We start from the raw sequence: 16,717 nt of genomic DNA on the forward strand, positions 1-16,717 counted from the left end.
CTTAGGCATCCTTACTGCTGATATTGCAATCAGCGTCATGATTGATCTCTTCTACCTGTAATTGTAGACCCTTGGTAGCAACCACCCTTACACGTTTATCTGCAGGAATAGGTTGGCTCGCATGCACACTCCAAATTTCCCCTCTAATGACTGCCTGACCACAGGGATCAACGATTCCTAAAGTTCGGCCTTCAGCCCCGAGTAGAATATCAACGCCGTGTTGTATTTTTTGTTTTCTTGATTTAATCGCTATCGTAAACAAGGCAAATATAAACACTATATTGACTGCTGCCATCGCCCAAATCGCTGACCAGGCAATTTGATAACTGGTATGATCACTATCAATAAGCAAAACAGAACCAATAATAAAAGATACCGTCCCTCCCAAACCGAGAGTCCCAAAACTTGGAGTAAACGCCTCTGCGGTGATCAGTATAATACCGAGAATAATCAGGCCAAGGCCCGCATAATTGACAGGCAAGAGTTGCAGGGCGTATAAAGCCAATAAAATTGCTACGGCACCAACAACACCAGGGAGCATAAATCCTGGATTCATCAATTCAAAAAAAATACCGTATATCCCCAAAAGTAAAAGCAAGTAGGCCACTGTCGGCTCTGTAATGATCTGTAGAAATCGTGTTCGCCAGTCGGGAGTTATGCTCTCTACCTCTGCTTCCTCTGTGTTTAACTGAATTCGTTGGTTATCCTGGATCACAATTAAACCATTCAATTGGGTTAGAAGATCAGCGCGATTTTTAGCGACGATATTAATCACACCGGCTTTAAGAGCCTCATTCGCAGTTAATGTCGCTGCATCCAGAATTGCTTTTTGTGCAAATACGGCGTCACGACCACGTAGTTGGGCAAGGGAACGAATATAGGCAACCGCATCATTCGTTACCTTTTTGTCCATTGTTGATTTCTGCTTTGTCGTCTTGTCTGGCTTATCAATATCACCCAACAGGTTGACAGGACTGGCTGCTCCTAAATGGGTACTGGGTGCCATGGCAGCCACCGTACTGGCATAAAGCAAAAAAGTCCCTGCACTGGCGGCTCGGGCTCCATTAGGTGAAACATACGTTACAACAGGTACTTTGGAAGAAAGAATATCCAGTACGATCTGGCGAGTTGATTTATCCAGACCACCCGGGGTATCCAATTGGATCAAAATAAGGCCTGTGCCATTCTGTGCATCATGGATAGCACGTGACAAATAGTCGGCTGTTGCAGGGCCTATTGCCCCATTAATGTTGAGTTCAATCACTTTCCCAGGTGCTGCAATCACGGGCAATAGAATAACCAGTAAACTTAACAAGACAACTAAACGATGTATCAGTTTCCCACTCATCAGATCGCACCTTTGTCAGTCAACAGCTCGATTAGGTAACCATCTGGATCTTTAACGAATGCTAAAATAATATCGCCATATTTCATGGGACCTGCATCCCTGACAATGTTCCCGCCCTGGGCTTTAATGCGGGCACAAGCTTGATAGACATCGTCCACGGCAATCGCAATATGTCCGTATGCATCACCTTTCTCATAACTGGTCTTATCCCAGTTATAAGTAAGCTCTAACTGTGATCCTCCAGGACTATCGGGATAGCCGAGAAAAACCAGGCTAAAACGCCCTTCAGGATATTCCTTATGGCTTATTAATTTCATATTTAGCATGGAGGTATAAAAAGCAATGGATTTGTCCAGGTCTGTAACCCGCAGCATGGTATGTAGAATTCGCATAAAACATCCTGTTCTACCACTTATTTGATTAAGCATAGCAGGATTTTGGGGGATAAGCCGTGTTCTATAGGATTTTAAGGATGACTGTCAAAAAGGTTACCGCGCAATTGACTGCGCGGTAATAAAACTGCTTTTCACTCTTTTTAGAAATACACACCGATTTGGGCAAGTATAGTATCGGAAGATCGACCAGTACCAATTGTATTTTGGTTGACCACGTTTGGAGGTGATGCACCATTAGCGAATTGGTTGATTCTATAATCGTTGTCATGACGGTATTCAAGGCTTTCAACAGTATCTTTCCATATCGAAATGCTATATACGCCAGCCAACCGCCGCTTGGGTAAATTTAAGGCCAAGCTGTCTTTGGTCCACTGATAACCGATTGAGAACGATGAGGGCTTACAAAAACTCATAAAGGTTACGCCAGCTTCTAACTGGATAGCCTGTGGTTTTGCTCCTCGGCCATTAAAACTTAAATCTTGTGTTCTAAAGGCCTTTGTAGCGCCCACCCATTCGGCAGTAAAGTTATAGCGATCGATATTCATGTTCCAATGAACACCTAAACCCGGTACTTTACCTACTCGCTCATTACCATTGGTTATCGAACTAAAACCACCAAAGGTTGTACCAGGAGACGAACCAGTATCCTGCATTCCTGCTGAATCATCGATCGAACCTATATAGCTCGCTCCAATTTCTCCAGCCATATCACCTGATTTGATCGTATAACCCAGGTTGACCCCACCTACACCCGATTTTCCCAATGTAGTATCTGATCGGAAACCATAGACAGCGGCGTAAGGTCCAGAGTCATATTGCGATTTATAACCGAGAATGAAAGGCCGAGATTTTGTTCTGGTTAATCGTAAGGTCAAAGGAGAACTGATCATTGCACTAGAGTAACGACCAAAGGGTACGTATAATTGTCCCGCAGTGAAATAATAGGGGGATTGATCCAAATCACCAATATTGACAAACCCCATGTTTAATTGGAAAGCCGAATTGCTAACGCGGGGACCACTCACCAAAGGTGGTGTTTCATCGTAAGCAACAGACATAAATGCTTCTACCTTATCATTCAACATTGCTGCGACATCAAACTCACTAGAACCTAAATCGATATCACCAGTGGTGTTGCCTGCATAGGAGCGGTTAAAGTTGGCAACAGGTTCAGCTTTTCCACTTAAAGCAATAATAGGGACATTAGGAACCGGGTACCCTATACTTTCATAGGCACGGTAAAGGCGGCGTCGTTGCTGCATTAAGCGAATATCTCGGTTAATACTTGAAATATTGACGATATAATCTGAACCATCAAAAGCTGGTCTATCACCTGTATAAGGAGCGGTTACTACCGGAGTTCCTGCAATGAAGGTAATTACTTTTCCATCAGCAAGTAAGGCTGTAGGGTAAAAATTACTTGAATCCCGATTGTCATCTACTGTATGAACCGTTAGTGCGCTTGTATGATACGATTTAATTGGTTCATCGCTATGCCGCGCAGGCGGCTTTGCAGACTGAGATCGGCCTACTTCTACCGGCCTTTTGATTACTCTCTTTTTAACTTGTACAGGTTGTCTTGCCCGTACAGGCTTGCTGCTTGATGTCGTTTTGCTAGCTTGCTTGGATCGACTGGCCTTCACCGCAGGCTTATTTACAGATTGAGTCACTAACTGTTTTTGCAAACGGTTTAATTGAGTCTGTAGTGCCTGTGTCTGGCGTTGTAAACGTAAAATTTCGCGCTGCAGTTGTTCATTATTTGCAGCAAAAAGCGAGCCTGAGAAAATCGCGATCGCGATCATTATTAATACTTTATGTTTCACGAGGAGTACTCCTGAATGTTTTTTTTACTTCCTGGATAGTTTGGCGAGGCGATTATATCGTGCATTGAACTTATTGGCCAGTGATTGTGCACAATATTTATTGTTTGATTCTTATGGACTTATGAATAGAAAACATTAAAACAGCAGGCAAAAAAAAAAGCCCATTTTCATGGGCCTCAGAAGGAGTATTAACTATCAATTTTAGGCATTACCAACCCATTTCAAACCGAAGTAGGGACCAAAAAGACCAAAATCGCTGTTTGTTGGAACGCGGACAGTGCCAGGAACAAGTCCGTTAACCGTAAATTTTCTAGTTGGTAAGGCATTAAAATAGTTAACAACCTGGTAACCACCTTCAAGATTGAGCACACCTTGCGCCAATTCATAGGCATAGTTAACACCTACTTTGGCCTCAAGACTTGGGACAATCGATTTCTTACTTGCATAGACATCATTACGCACCAAACCGCTTGGAGCTAAAACAAAGCCAGTAGTATAACGACTTGAACCATACAGAATAGAGGTCGCTGCATTGGCAGTTATACTAAAACTTGAATTCAAGTCATAGGCATAATCAACCCCAACAACAGGACCTACACCGTTAAACTCGGAATCACGGGTTTGGCGGAAACCAGCAGGAGCAAGCGCAGCAATTACCGCAGGTGTTGCCGTATAGTTATTTACAGCATGAATTCGAATGTCTGCGTACTGTAAGCCACCGTAAAAGCGGGCATTTTTTAACAGCCCCATATCGGTATGTTGCCCCAGGACCAAGTTCACTTGATCGAATTTGTTGTCAAGAAACAAATTATAAGGAACATTCGTGGCAGAAAAAGGTGTTACTCCAAAATAACCACTATTCCTTGTATCCACGTCATAGTGCATCCAAGTCATAGTAATATCATTTCCAGTATTGAAGTGATAGGAACCTTCCAAACGATAGCCCCAACCCCAATCACCATCCCATTCCTTAACGCCATTCGTGGTTGTTGTGCTGTTATAATCATAACCTTTGTCAGCATCATAAATTGGCTTTAAATAAAGAGCTTGCACGCCAATATCCCATTGACTTGCTGCACAAGGAACGGTGACATCCCCAGGAGCGCAAGAAGGCGCTGGAGGAGTTGAATACATTCCCGCCGTGGCAACACTACTGACTGCCAAGCCAAGAATAGCTATGGTTGTTTTTTTCAGCATGATCACTCCATTTATCTCAAAAAAAAGCCCATCAACAAGTGATGGGCTTTAATAAAACATTGTCGGTTGACAAATTACACGTTACCAACCCACTTCAAACCAACATAAGGACCGTGTACAGCGAAGTCACTTTCTCTAACGTCAGTCAAAGTTGCAAAGTGGTTAGCGTTGAAGTAGTTAACCCACATCCAACCAGCATCCAGAGTTAAATCACCTTGTGCCATAGCATAAGTGTATTTAGCACCTACTTTAGCTTCTAATTCAGGGACAATAGCTGTCTTAGAACCAGAGAAGCTGAAAGAAGCTGGGAATACAGCAACGTTAGTGTTGAACTTGCTGTCACCAACCAGGATAGCAGTTGCGCCGTTACCATAGATAGCGAAACCATTACCTAAGTCATAAGACATGTCCATACCAACACGAGGACCGAAGCCGTTGTATCTGTGGTTAGTTGAGTTCAGGAAAACGCCTGTAACAGCATCTCTGTAATCAGTTTCGATACGAGCGTATTGGAAACCGCCGTGGAAACGGATGTTTTTGAACTCACCGAAATCTACGTGTTGACCGAACTCAATGTTAACAGCATCCCACTTAGGCTCGAAACGGTTGTAAACGCTGAAAGGACCGAAGTTAACACCATTGAATGCGAAGGCACCAGCATAAGTATGAGTAGTATCATGTTCCCAATGGTACCAGTTAACGTTCAAATCGTTACCAGTGCTGAAGTGGTAAGAACCTTCAATCTTGAAGCCCCATCCCCAATCAGGATCTAAATCACCAAAACGAGTTGAAACGCCGTCAACAACAGTAGGATTCAGACGACGGTAACCGAAGTCAGCATCATAGACGGGCTCAAGGTACAGGGCATATGCACCGAAATCCCATGCAGTTCTTTCGCAAGGAACGGTGACGTTACCAGGGGTACAAACTGGACCCATGGTTCCAGCAAATACTGCACTGCTACCTAAAGCAAGAACAGCTACCGCTGTTTTCTTCAAATTTAACATGCTTCATCTCCACTTTTTTATTATTAATTTCCCGTTTAGCCGTCAAACCACAACTTGGTGTTGACTACAGTACGCAATCATCGCTCTATCCGAGAACGTACATGGACAAATTATCAAGCGCTACTTTATCAAAGTCAACACTATTTCTACAAAATTTCGCTATTAATTCGATAAATAATTTGCTTTACAACACGGCGATGACTCTTTTATGACCACACTAATTAATTCACTATCACTTACTTCAAGTAGCAAATTAATTATCCGTGACAATAAAGAAAAAAAGCCTTTCGTCTAGCAAACCAAATTTTAATATTCATCATAAAAAATAGTTTTATAGAGAACATTAAATATTTTGAATCAATAGGTTGGCTAAGGTTAGTTGACTCTATCAGATAAAGTGTATTCAGCGCAATGATTTTTTATGAGGATAGGGAGACTGTTAGCTTGATTGATTTATTTATATATCTTTATGACCACTCTACGGTTTGCAGCTTTTCCTTCTTCAGTGTCGTTTGGAGCGACCGGATTTTGCACGCCATACCAGGTAACTGATAAACGGCTCTGCTGCACACCAAGGCTTAACAGGTAATTTGCTACTGATTTAGCCCGTCCTTCTGACACAGCGTTATTATACGATTTTCTACCGGTGTCATCTGTATAACCTGCAACTTTCACTCGTTTAACCAGAGGGTCAGCGCGACAATATTCAGCAACTTTCTTTAATTGTTGTTTTGCCGCATCACTTAACTCATCACTGTCCGTATTAAAGAGTAATATACTTTCCCGCACACTGGCATAATCAAAGGGTAGAAGATTCCCCAAACAACGCTGATATTTTGCATACACTTTTTGGAAGTTTGCTGGCGACAACGAAACAGTCACTGCAAAGCCTTGTTCTGACTGATATTGAAATCGTGTTTGGTATCCTTGTGCCAAATAAGTTAATAATTTGATCGCTGGATCGCGTGGGAGATAAAGACCATATTCACCAGGATTTACTGACGTTTTTGCAATGAGATAAGAATTGCCTCCTGGTTTCCAAACCGGAGGGGCAGCAAATACTACAGCCGGTAATCGTCGTTCCACTTGTTGCCATTTACTTAGAATAAAGTGACTTGGCTTTGCAGCGTACTGTTCAAAGTAGGCAATACCATAATTGGGGACAGTAAGAGACAATCCACACCGTAAACGATTGCCACTCATTCGCCAGTTTTCATCGCCCATAGGACTCTCATAGTGGACACTGATACCAGCCAGGCAGCCATTAATGGGCCAACAGTAAAGGAAAATACTTCCTAAAACTCCTGATGTGATGAAGCGCTTAAATGCCATTTTTTGCTCATCCAGTCCACTAAACCATGATATGCTTTCGTATCGGCATTTTTAGAGGAACCTTTACTTTGCAAACTTTAACGATTACTCGCCCGGATGATTGGCACGTCCATTTTCGCGATGACCTGCTCCTGCAGCATACTGCACCGGCAACAGCACAACATTTTTCCCGTGCACTGGTCATGCCTAATCTGAAACCCGCCCTGACCTCAGTTACTGCTGTGTTAGCCTACCGTGAACGCATCATGGCGGCATTGGGCAACCAAAATTTTACCCCCTTTATGACTTTATATTTAAATGAGCAAGTACTCCCCGACGATTTGGCACAAGCTAAACAGCAGCCTTATATTTTGGGAGCCAAGCTATATCCTGCTGGCGCCACTACTAATTCTGAGGAAGGGGCACGCTCGCTTCAGGCGATTTATCCTTTATTAGAAGTCATGCAACAGCAGGATCTGGTCTTGCAAATTCATGGTGAAGTGACTCAAGGTGATATTTTTCAGCGTGAAGCTGAATTTATTACCAGTTGCCTTAGCCCCCTCATTAAAAATTTTCCTAAACTGCGTGTAGTGCTGGAACATATTTCTACCCAAGAGGCGGTAGAATTTGTTAAACAGGCACCTGAAACCGTCGCAGCAACCATAACCCCCCATCATTTATTATATAATCGTAATCAATTGTTGGCCGGCGGTATCCGACCCCACTATTATTGTTTACCTATCTTAAAACGCGAAAGCGACCAACGTGCTTTGCAACAAGCGGCCATAAGCGGTAATAAAAAATTTTTTGCCGGTACCGATAGCGCACCCCATGCTAAAATCAACAAAGAGAATGCTTGTGGCTGTGCTGGCATTTATTCCGCCCCCTTTGCTGTCGCTATGTATGCCCAGGTTTTTGATGAATTAAATCGACTTGCAAAACTCGATGCCTTTATGGGGCGCTTTGGTGCTGAATTTTATCATCTGCCGATTAATCAAACTCAGCTTATACTAAGAAAAGAGGTTCAACACATACCGGATACATTACCTCTCGGACAGGACTCGGTGGTCCCCGTTGCTGCTGGTGAAACATTACAATGGAGTCCGTATGAGCCCACGTGATGTTGCCCTAAGAACACAATTAAAGAGTAGATTTCGTGGTTTTCTGCCTGTTGTTGTTGATGTAGAAACCGCTGGCATCGATCCTTATAAAAATGCTTTATTAGAAATGTGTGTCGTATTAATCGATCTTGATGAGCAGGGTTGCTTTATACCAACGGCCACCTATTTTGAGCATATTTTACCTTTTGAAGGTGCCGAACTGGATGCCAAATCACTCGAGTTTATTCAAGTTGATCCTTTCCAACCCTTACGCTTTGCCGTTGATGAAAAACAGGCTTTACAAACATTGTTTGCTCCTATTAATCAAGCTTTAAAAAAGAGCAAATGCCAGCGTGCTGTCCTCGTTGGCCATAATGCCTGGTTCGATTTACTATTTATAAAAGAAGCCGCCAAACGAACAGAAATAAAATCGCCATTTCATTCATTTACTTGTTTTGATACTGCGACACTGGCCGGATTTATCTATGGTGAAACTGTATTGGCAAAAGCGGCTCAAGCAGCAGGAATCGCTTTCGACAGCAATGAAGCTCATTCAGCAATTTACGATGCCGAGAAAACAGCAGAATTATTTTGTACTATGTTGAACACATGGCGTGATGCACATACCAGTTCTTAAACTGGCATGTGCAATAGGATTAAAGATTGTCAGAATGGGCAGCGAGGTACTCAGCCACTCCTTTAGGAGAGGCTTTCATTCCTGCCTGGCCTTTTTGCCAACCAGCAGGGCAAACTTCACCATGCTCTTCAAAAAATTGTACGGCATCAATGATGCGTATCAATTCATCGATATTACGGCCAATAGGTAAATCATTCACAATTTGTGAACGCACCATACCATTTTTATCGATAATAAATGCACCGCGAAAAGCAACACCGGCAATCGGGTGTTCAACCCCATAAGATTGGCAAATCGTATGAGTCATATCTGCCGCCATGGTAAATTGTACGGGACCTATACCACCTTCTTTCACCGCTGTATTGCGATAAGCATTGTGTGTGAATTGCGAATCAATAGATACGGCCACCACTTCAACACCACGCTTCTTGAACTCGTCCATACGATGATTAAGAGCAATTAATTCTGAGGGGCAAACAAAAGTGAAATCGAGTGGATAGAAAAACACCACACCATATTTTCCTTTCAATGCTTCGTGCAAATTGTATTTATCTGTTATTTCGCCATTGCCTAGCACAGCAGGAACTGTGAAATCAGGGGCTTTACGTCCAACCAAAACGCTCATCTATATTCTCCTTAATGGTGCGCATCACCAGATACGCATATCAATAACCAACTTTAAAGGGCAACCGCATCTCGTAATAATGACTCAAGCTCACCTTGCTGATAAAGCTCTAAAATAATGTCTGAACCACCTATTAACTCACCTTTCACGTACAATTGCGGAAATGTAGGCCAATCAGCATATTGAGGTAAGGTTTGGCGAATATCTGGATTGGCTAGCACGTCAACATAAGCGAAATCGACACCACAAGCATCGATGCATTGTACAGCACGCGCTGAAAATCCGCATTGAGGCATTTTAGGGGTGCCTTTCATGTATAATAGTATAGCGTTCTCGCTAATCTGTTGTTTAATCTTATCAATTGTATCCACTTAGACACCTATTTAAAAAATATAAAAAAACAGCTTTAATTATGGCAAAAATAAGACCAATCAGCAACTAAAGCCACTGGGATAAGGAGGACAATCCCTTGAGTTATCAACATTGAATATGTCTACCATCCTGCTAAACTTAAGCACTCAATCAATATAGGGAGTTTCCAAATGGCTTTTACCTTACCACAATTACCTTATGCAATGAATGCACTAGAACCTCATATTTCGCAGGAAACCTTGGAATACCACTACGGTAAACATCATAATGCCTATGTTACTAATCTCAATAAACTTATTCCTGGTACCGAGTACGAAAACTTAAGCCTGGAAGAGATTATCAAAAAATCCTCTGGCGGCATATTTAATAATGCGGCTCAAGTCTGGAATCATACTTTCTACTGGCATTGTTTAAGTCCTAATGGTGGGGGTGAACCAACTGGAAAACTGGCTGATGCAATTAAAAAAGATTTTGGCTCATTCGCAGCCTTCCAGGAACAATTTACCCAAACTGCGGCAACAACTTTCGGTTCTGGCTGGGCTTGGCTCGTACAAGAAAAAGATGGTCACTTAAAAATTACCAGCACGAGTAATGCCGGTACTCCGATGACTGCAGGACAGCAGGCCTTGTTAACCTGTGATGTGTGGGAACACGCTTATTACATTGATTACCGCAATGTACGCCCGGATTATATCAAGGCGTTTTGGTCCCTGGTAAATTGGGATTTTGTTGAGAGTAACATGCGTTAAGTAACACGCTAGGATTGCTCGATCAGTGTTTTGGATGATCGGGCATCCCTGTTAATAGCCAGGAATTCGAGCACCGTATCGACGACCTAATGCGCCAATGCAGTAGCGTTTCGAAAGAAGCCTAATAAAGGAGTTTTTGATGGCATTAATTACCAGTTACAACCCTTTGCCGGTAACCTTTACTCATGGTGAAGGGGTATGGTTGTACGACGACGCAGGCAAAGCCTATTTAGATGGATTAAGCGGTATCGCGGTTTGCGGGTTGGGGCATGCTCACCCAGATGTAACCCGTACCATTCAACAGCAAGCAGCAAAATTACTGCATACCTCGAATACCTTTCATATTAAAGAGCAGGAATTACTGGCTGAAAAATTAGTTAGCCTATGTGCAATGGAGCAAATCTTTATTGCTAATTCGGGGGCAGAGGCCAATGAAGCAGCCATCAAACTTTCTCGCCTCTATGGCCACAAAAAAGGGATTGAAACACCCTCCATTATTGTTATGGAGCGCGCCTTTCACGGGCGTACCATGGCGACGCTAACCGCCTCAGGGAGCCGTAAAGTGCAGGCTGGCTTTGAACCACTAGTCCCTGGTTTTATCCGCGCCCCCTTCAATGATATTGATGCTATACGCACCATTGCGGCAAACCGTGATGATGTAGTCGCAATCATGCTTGAGCCCATCCAAGGGGAAGGCGGGATTTATACAGCAGAGGATTCTTATTTACGCGCGGTATCGCAACTCTGCAAGGAGCATGACTGGCTTCTTATCCTTGATGAAATCCAAACCGGTAATGCCCGTACAGGTAAATTTTTTGCTTACATGCATGCCAATATTCAACCGGATATCATTACTACTGCCAAAGGGTTAGGCAATGGTATCCCTATTAGTGCCTGCCTGATGAATAAGAAAGCCAGCGACCTGTTTAAACCAGGTAATCATGGATCAACTTTTGGCGGCAATCCGCTTGCTTGCGCTACTGCATTGACTGTTTTAAATGTTATAGAACGTGACAAACTCTGCGATTTAGTGACTCATCACTCTGCCCTGCTTAAAGAGAAATTAATGCTAGAGTTAGGCGAGCATCCCAATGTGCGTGGAATCCGTGGCAAAGGCTACATGTTAGGAATCGAACTTGATAGACCCGCTACTGACGCACGAACGATTGGTCTTGCGAATGGGGTACTTTTCAATGTAACTGCTGATACCGTGATCCGGCTATTACCTCCTCTTATCATTAACGAAAAAGAAATTGATGAACTTGTCCTGCGATTAACAAGGACTATCAGGCAATTTGTCGGACAGTAAGCTTATCACCGCCATTCAAATTCGCGCCGAGCAGGGGCATGGATATTGAAAGGCGGTCACTTTCTATGAAGGCTATGAATTAATATCAGAAAAGAAAAGGATAATAATACTGATTATCCTCCTGATGTTAATTAGGTTTTTTAAAAGAAAGTATTTTATAACTTAATAGGTGCGTCCACGATAAAAATCGCATACCCAACGTAAAACTACCTACCAGGCTTTTATAAGGCTCCTCTAAACGGACAGATTTAGTCAGGTTGCGTAAATACTGGTAGGTTGGCGATATGTTTTTTGTTATATCACAAACCTCCATCTTAAGACCATGCGCGGATGCCAGGCGTCTATAGCTATTAAGGGTATAGTTAAGATTGCACGATCCAAAAAAATTAAATTTTCTAATGAAAGGTAAATTCATTGCCCAGCAGTTAGGAAGGAACAATAGATGCGGTATGAAATCTGATAAAGTGATGCTACCCCCAGGTTTCAGTACGCGATTAGCCTCTTGAAAGAACGTTTTTCTACAAGGGAAATGAAAAATACATTCAATAGCCAGTATGTTATCAAACTCACTATCTTTAAAAGGGAGGGTACAAGCATTTCCCTCTATGAAGTTAACGCTATTATTACCCGATGCCTTTACCAGTTTTTTAGCACGGGCAAGTTGCCGATTATCTATATTTAATCCCGTTAAGACCATACCCGAATGATCACTATTCAACTCGGAAATGGTGCCACCAAAACCGCAACCTACATCCAGGATGGCTTGATCATTTTTGATACCAGCAATCGCGCAGATTTTCTTTGTTAAATTTTGAGCTGCCAAATAATAATCATCATCATCATTACACTGCGCTTGCGATGGATCAGGCCAATAACCCCAATGCACATGCTTGCCAAAACTCTTTTCAATTGACGGTTCTCTTTGCGCCAATTCCGAAATAAGAAAATCAAAATAGGGCAGCGATCCTTTAGACATTATCCTTAGTTCCTTCTTTTTTTAGACTTAACTCTTTAGTGCCACAGGGATTAAATCGTGGATTAAAGAAAGCTAAATAAGTTTTTAGTCTTCCCCATAACGCACCTTTGCGTCCATACATAAACCTATAAGCCATATTAAAATTTTTAAACTTAACTTTACGCTTTTGAGCAAGATCAGCAAAGAAAAATAGCGGCAAAAAAAAGTGGGTTGTAAACGAAGCATAAAAAGTAAAAAAAAGCAGGATGGTTACACGTCGAATATAACCGCCACCGAAATATTTATATACTCTGAAGCAAACACTGGAATGAGTCATTTCCTCTAATGCATGCCATCTTAAAAAATCATAGATTGCCAATTCATCGACTGGAAAAAGATTGTTCTCCAACGCAGAAGTAGCTAATTCATGTGCATAAAATTCCATCGCTAAAACAAAAGCCAATTTACTTTTAATACTTAGCCTGGATATTAACCAAAATAATCCTTTTGAGTATTTCATCATAAATTTAATAGGGTATTTATGACGCTTTAGATCATTAGTAACACAAGTATGCTGATAGGCATGAGCAATCTCTTCATCAATCAGTTGGGCCCATTCCAACTTAAGCTGTTCATCCTTAATTTTATCTTTAAGTGATAATCCAGCCTTGATCGTGAAACGTTCAACGTCGGCAGTCACTATAATGTAGGTATTACCCAAATAAGTTAAAAACGGCTCGCCCCTTAGCCAATGCGCAGGTGTATTTTCAGCTGCCCAGTTAATTTTTTTTAATTTTCCAGCATTAGTAAAATTTTCCGCTGAGCGCATGAGTCAACCTCAAGTTTTACATAACATTATTATAGAATGCTGATTTATATTAGACCAATTACCCTCAGGACGGCACGCCATCAAATTTCTATGTTTCGCCAAAACTGAAGAAAGCAGAGGATTGATTCAATCTATTATCACTGTTTGCGTTGGCGCACTACTTCATACAAGCAAACACCTGTTGCGACGGATACATTTAAACTACTTACAGCCCCGAGCATGGGTAAAGAAAATAAACCATCACAGTGTTCGCGAGTCAAGCGACGCATACCGGTGCCTTCCGCCCCCATTACTACTGCCATTGATGATTTACAATCTGTTGCATAAAGGCTCTCACTTGCTTCGCCAGCCGCACCATAGATCCAAACCCCTGCCTGTTTAATCGTCTCCATGGCACGAACAAGATTGGTGACCCGTACGACTGGAACAGACTCTGCTGCGCCACAGGCAACCTTGCTGACAACAGGAGTAATCGTTGCACTCTTATCCTTTGGAATAATGACAAAATCCACTCCAGTAGCATCTGCTGTTCTCAAACAGGCACCCAAGTTATGTGGATCAGTCACCCCATCTAAAATTAATAAAAGGCAAGGTTGTTTACTTGCTGCCAGTAAGGCGGGTAAATCGTTCTCGCCATAATCAGGTAAATTCGCCGCAATAGCTACCACCCCCTGATGAACAAAATCCGTAAAACGTTGGTTCATTTTTTGGATTGATAATTTTTCTACGGGAATTTGGTATTTGACCGCTGAATCAAGTATTTCTTCCAGGCGCTTATCAATACGTTCCTGATTAATAATTAATTTTTTAGTTGCTTTCGGGCGATTGCTAAGGAGAGCCGTGACCGCATGTACGCCATAAATATAATGCTCAGTCATCTACGGCCTCTGTTTCTGCGGGCTCAAAATCGATTTTACGTTCGTCTAAATCAACGCGTGCCACTAACACCGTCATTTTGTCACCTAAACGGTACACCTGCCCGCTGCGCTCTCCAATTAAGCGATGTTTTACTGCATCAAAGGCATAATAGTCATTTCGTAACGACGTCACATGAACCAAACCTTCCACGTAGATCTCATCTAACTCAACAAAAATACCAAATCCTGTCACAGCCGAAATGGTCCCTTGAAAAACTTGTCCCAACTTATCTTGCATGTACTCGCATTTAAGCCAGGAAACAACCTCTCTTGTTGCTTCATCAGCACGCCGCTCAGTAGAAGAACAATGCTTCCCTAAACGACTCATGTCTTCGTCACTATAAGTAAATTCTTCCACACTATTATTATCAATCAGATGGGTAATAGCGCGATGAATCAATAAATCCGGATAACGCCGAATAGGTGAAGTAAAATGCGTGTATGCTGGATAAGCCAGACCGAAATGACCATCATTTTCTTCAACATATTGTGCTTGTTTCAATGAGCGCAACATGACCGTTTCAATAATATGTTTCTCTGGCCTGTTCTGTATCGCAGCCATTGTTTTTTGAAAATCTTTAGGATGGGGTTTTTTACCACCACCAAGCTGTAAACCAAGCTCACCAAGAAATAATCTCAGCGCAGCAATCTTATCTTCATCTGGCAATGAATGAACACGGTAGAGTGTAGGGATTTCTGCTTTTTCCAGAAAACGCGCTGTAGCCACGTTAGCCGCCAACATACACTCTTCAATCAAACGATGTGCATCATTACGGATGACTGGCACAATCTGTTGTATTTTCCTATTTTCATCAAATTCAATGCGTGTTTCCGTCGTCTCAAAATCGATTGCCCCCCGGTTTTTACGTGCCTGCAATAAAACATTATAAAGGTTGTTTAATGCTTGTAATGCCGGCCATAGCCCTTGATGTTGTTCATCCGTCTTTCCTTCTTGTAACCATTGCGCTACTTGCGTGTAAGTAAGACGAGCCTGTGAATGAAAAACAGCACGATAAAATTGCGAACGGGTTATTTTCCCGTCTGCGGAAATAGCCATTTCCGCAACTACGCAGAGTCTATCCACTTTGGGGTTAAGAGAACAAATACCGTTGGATAACGCTTCTGGCAGCATGGGAACGACCTGGCCAGGAAAATAGACTGAATTACCACGCCTTGCCGCTTCCTTATCCAAAGCAGAGCCTGGCGCTACGTAATGACTGACATCAGCAATTGCCACATAAAGCTGATAACCACCTTTGGGTTTGGCATAGCAATAGACTGCATCATCGAAATCTTTGGCATCTTCGCCATCAATCGTGACAAAAGCTAACTCCCTTAAGTCAGCACGTCCGTTTAATTGCTCTTCACTCACCCGCTGTGGAATTTTAGCGACCTCTGCAATAACATCATCAGGCCATTCAGCAGGAATACCATGCGCATGAATAGCCACTTCAATTTCCATACCTGGTGCCATATGCTCACCAAGGATATGGATCACTTTACCAATCGCTTGATTACGCTTACTGGGAAAAGCAATCACTTCCACTAATACCATTTGTCCATTTTTAGCATTCGCAGCAAATTCCAGTGGAATGGAAATATCTTGCGTCAACCGCTTATTATCAGGAATAACAAAGCCCACACCGTGTTCGGTAAAATAACGCCCTACAACAGTTGAATTTGCGTGCTGAATAACCTCATGAATTTTCCCTTCAGGACGTCCACGTCGATCAACACCGGTTTGATACGCGAGAACCAAATCACCATGCATCACTGTTTGCATCTCTTTTGCAGACAAGACCATATCCTGCCCTTCATCGTCAGGGATGAAAAAACCAAAACCGTCTGGATGACCTTGTACGGTACCACGTTGCAAATTGATACGTCGCAAAAGACAAAAACGACCGCGGCGATCCTGCATGATTTGACCATCGCGTAACATGGCTTTTAAGCGGAACCCCAGGGCCTCCTGTTCACTAGCCTCGTCTACCTCAAGTTTGGAGATTAATTGATTACGCGACATTGGACGGCCAAATTCTTCCAGTACCTGCATAATCAATTCACGACTAGGTATAGGTATCGCGTATTTTTCTTTTTCCCTTTTATAGAAAGGATCTTTCGATTTTTTACTCACATTCACCAC

General features: G+C 42.5%; 16 protein-coding genes. 4 read left to right on the plus strand and 12 right to left on the minus strand.

Annotated elements, in window-relative coordinates; translation table 11 throughout:
* Nucleotide 1: 1 nt before the first annotated feature.
* The 6 genes from DYC89_RS15075 to DYC89_RS15100 all read right to left on the minus strand — a co-directional run bounded on the left by DYC89_RS15075 (nt 2) and on the right by DYC89_RS15100 (nt 7,102).
* Nucleotides 2-1,348, minus strand: coding sequence for an NfeD family protein (locus DYC89_RS15075; RefSeq protein WP_115222530.1), 1,347 nt, complete (start codon nt 1,346-1,348; stop codon nt 2-4).
* Nucleotides 1,348-1,740, minus strand: coding sequence for a lactoylglutathione lyase (gene gloA / locus DYC89_RS15080; protein ID WP_115222531.1), 393 nt, complete (start codon nt 1,738-1,740; stop codon nt 1,348-1,350). The genes DYC89_RS15075 and gloA overlap by 1 nt, the downstream gene beginning before the upstream one ends.
* 143 nt (nt 1,741-1,883) lie before the next feature.
* A complete protein-coding gene (locus DYC89_RS15085) occupies nt 1,884-3,566 on the minus strand; it encodes an LbtU family siderophore porin (protein ID WP_115222532.1) in 1,683 nt (560 codons plus the stop codon).
* A gap of 201 nt (nt 3,567-3,767) precedes the next feature.
* Nucleotides 3,768-4,763, minus strand: coding sequence for an Lpg1974 family pore-forming outer membrane protein (locus DYC89_RS15090; protein WP_115222533.1), 996 nt, complete (start codon nt 4,761-4,763; stop codon nt 3,768-3,770).
* A 74-nt stretch (nt 4,764-4,837) separates the two neighbouring features.
* Nucleotides 4,838-5,770 carry an Lpg1974 family pore-forming outer membrane protein gene (locus tag DYC89_RS15095; RefSeq protein WP_115222534.1) on the minus strand — a complete coding sequence of 311 codons (933 nt, stop codon included), beginning with the start codon at nt 5,768-5,770 and terminating at the stop codon, nt 4,838-4,840.
* Nucleotides 5,771-6,223: 453 nt separating this feature from the next.
* Entirely contained in the window at nt 6,224-7,102 is an 879-nt protein-coding gene (locus tag DYC89_RS15100) for a flagellar protein MotY (RefSeq protein WP_115222535.1), read from the minus strand.
* A gap of 68 nt (nt 7,103-7,170) precedes the next feature.
* Between DYC89_RS15100 and pyrC the strand changes: the two genes are divergently transcribed.
* Together pyrC and rnt are read left to right on the plus strand one after the other, a co-directional pair.
* Nucleotides 7,171-8,202: a dihydroorotase gene (gene pyrC, locus DYC89_RS15105; RefSeq protein ID WP_115222536.1), complete on the plus strand. Its 1,032-nt coding sequence runs from the start codon at nt 7,171-7,173 to the stop codon at nt 8,200-8,202.
* Nucleotides 8,189-8,818, plus strand: a complete 630-nt coding sequence (rnt, locus tag DYC89_RS15110) for a ribonuclease T (RefSeq protein WP_115222537.1) — start codon at nt 8,189-8,191, stop codon at nt 8,816-8,818. The genes pyrC and rnt overlap by 14 nt, the downstream gene beginning before the upstream one ends.
* A 19-nt stretch (nt 8,819-8,837) precedes the next feature.
* Here the strand turns inward: rnt and DYC89_RS15115 are convergent, their stop codons facing one another.
* Both DYC89_RS15115 and grxD read right to left on the minus strand, forming a co-directional pair.
* A complete protein-coding gene (locus tag DYC89_RS15115; RefSeq protein WP_115222538.1) occupies nt 8,838-9,443 on the minus strand; it encodes a peroxiredoxin in 606 nt (201 codons plus the stop codon).
* 53 nt (nt 9,444-9,496) lie between these two features.
* A complete protein-coding gene (gene grxD / locus DYC89_RS15120) occupies nt 9,497-9,814 on the minus strand; it encodes a Grx4 family monothiol glutaredoxin (protein WP_058445881.1) in 318 nt (105 codons plus the stop codon).
* A gap of 171 nt (nt 9,815-9,985) precedes the next feature.
* Between grxD and sodB the strand changes: the two genes are divergently transcribed.
* Both sodB and DYC89_RS15130 read left to right on the plus strand, forming a co-directional pair.
* A complete protein-coding gene (gene sodB / locus DYC89_RS15125) occupies nt 9,986-10,564 on the plus strand; it encodes a superoxide dismutase [Fe] (RefSeq protein ID WP_115222539.1) in 579 nt (192 codons plus the stop codon).
* Between the two features lie 139 nt (nt 10,565-10,703).
* Nucleotides 10,704-11,873 carry an aspartate aminotransferase family protein gene (locus DYC89_RS15130; RefSeq protein WP_115222540.1) on the plus strand — a complete coding sequence of 390 codons (1,170 nt, stop codon included), beginning with the start codon at nt 10,704-10,706 and terminating at the stop codon, nt 11,871-11,873.
* A 127-nt stretch (nt 11,874-12,000) separates the two neighbouring features.
* Here DYC89_RS15130 and DYC89_RS15135 read toward each other — a convergent pair whose 3' ends face one another.
* The 4 genes from DYC89_RS15135 to rnr form a co-directional block, all read right to left on the minus strand.
* A complete protein-coding gene (locus DYC89_RS15135; protein ID WP_115222541.1) occupies nt 12,001-12,849 on the minus strand; it encodes a class I SAM-dependent methyltransferase in 849 nt (282 codons plus the stop codon).
* Nucleotides 12,842-13,657: a metal-dependent hydrolase gene (locus tag DYC89_RS15140; protein ID WP_115222542.1), complete on the minus strand. Its 816-nt coding sequence runs from the start codon at nt 13,655-13,657 to the stop codon at nt 12,842-12,844. The genes DYC89_RS15135 and DYC89_RS15140 overlap by 8 nt, the downstream gene beginning before the upstream one ends.
* A gap of 137 nt (nt 13,658-13,794) precedes the next feature.
* Complete coding sequence (gene rlmB / locus DYC89_RS15145; protein WP_115222543.1) at nt 13,795-14,535, minus strand: 23S rRNA (guanosine(2251)-2'-O)-methyltransferase RlmB; 741 nt, start codon at nt 14,533-14,535, stop codon at nt 13,795-13,797.
* Entirely contained in the window at nt 14,528-16,708 is a 2,181-nt protein-coding gene (rnr, locus tag DYC89_RS15150) for a ribonuclease R (protein ID WP_115222544.1), read from the minus strand. The genes rlmB and rnr overlap by 8 nt, the downstream gene beginning before the upstream one ends.
* Nucleotides 16,709-16,717: the final 9 nt, after the last annotated feature.

This window comes from Legionella donaldsonii (genome assembly GCF_900452385.1).
Lineage (GTDB): Bacteria > Pseudomonadota > Gammaproteobacteria > Legionellales > Legionellaceae > Tatlockia > Tatlockia donaldsonii.

Coding starts and splice junctions, on each gene's coding strand:
- rlmB (WP_115222543.1), bottom strand. CDS start 14,535: ATGACTGAGCATTATATTTATGGCGTACATGCGGTCACGGCTCTCCTT.
- DYC89_RS15135 (WP_115222541.1), bottom strand. CDS start 12,849: ATGTCTAAAGGATCGCTGCCCTATTTTGATTTTCTTATTTCGGAATTG.
- DYC89_RS15130 (WP_115222540.1), top strand. CDS start 10,704: ATGGCATTAATTACCAGTTACAACCCTTTGCCGGTAACCTTTACTCAT.
- sodB (WP_115222539.1), top strand. CDS start 9,986: ATGGCTTTTACCTTACCACAATTACCTTATGCAATGAATGCACTAGAA.
- DYC89_RS15140 (WP_115222542.1), bottom strand. CDS start 13,657: ATGCGCTCAGCGGAAAATTTTACTAATGCTGGAAAATTAAAAAAAATT.
- gloA (WP_115222531.1), bottom strand. CDS start 1,740: ATGCGAATTCTACATACCATGCTGCGGGTTACAGACCTGGACAAATCC.
- rnt (WP_115222537.1), top strand. CDS start 8,189: ATGAGCCCACGTGATGTTGCCCTAAGAACACAATTAAAGAGTAGATTT.
- DYC89_RS15115 (WP_115222538.1), bottom strand. CDS start 9,443: ATGAGCGTTTTGGTTGGACGTAAAGCCCCTGATTTCACAGTTCCTGCT.
- DYC89_RS15095 (WP_115222534.1), bottom strand. CDS start 5,770: ATGTTAAATTTGAAGAAAACAGCGGTAGCTGTTCTTGCTTTAGGTAGC.
- DYC89_RS15090 (WP_115222533.1), bottom strand. CDS start 4,763: ATGCTGAAAAAAACAACCATAGCTATTCTTGGCTTGGCAGTCAGTAGT.
- DYC89_RS15075 (WP_115222530.1), bottom strand. CDS start 1,348: ATGAGTGGGAAACTGATACATCGTTTAGTTGTCTTGTTAAGTTTACTG.
- DYC89_RS15100 (WP_115222535.1), bottom strand. CDS start 7,102: ATGGCATTTAAGCGCTTCATCACATCAGGAGTTTTAGGAAGTATTTTC.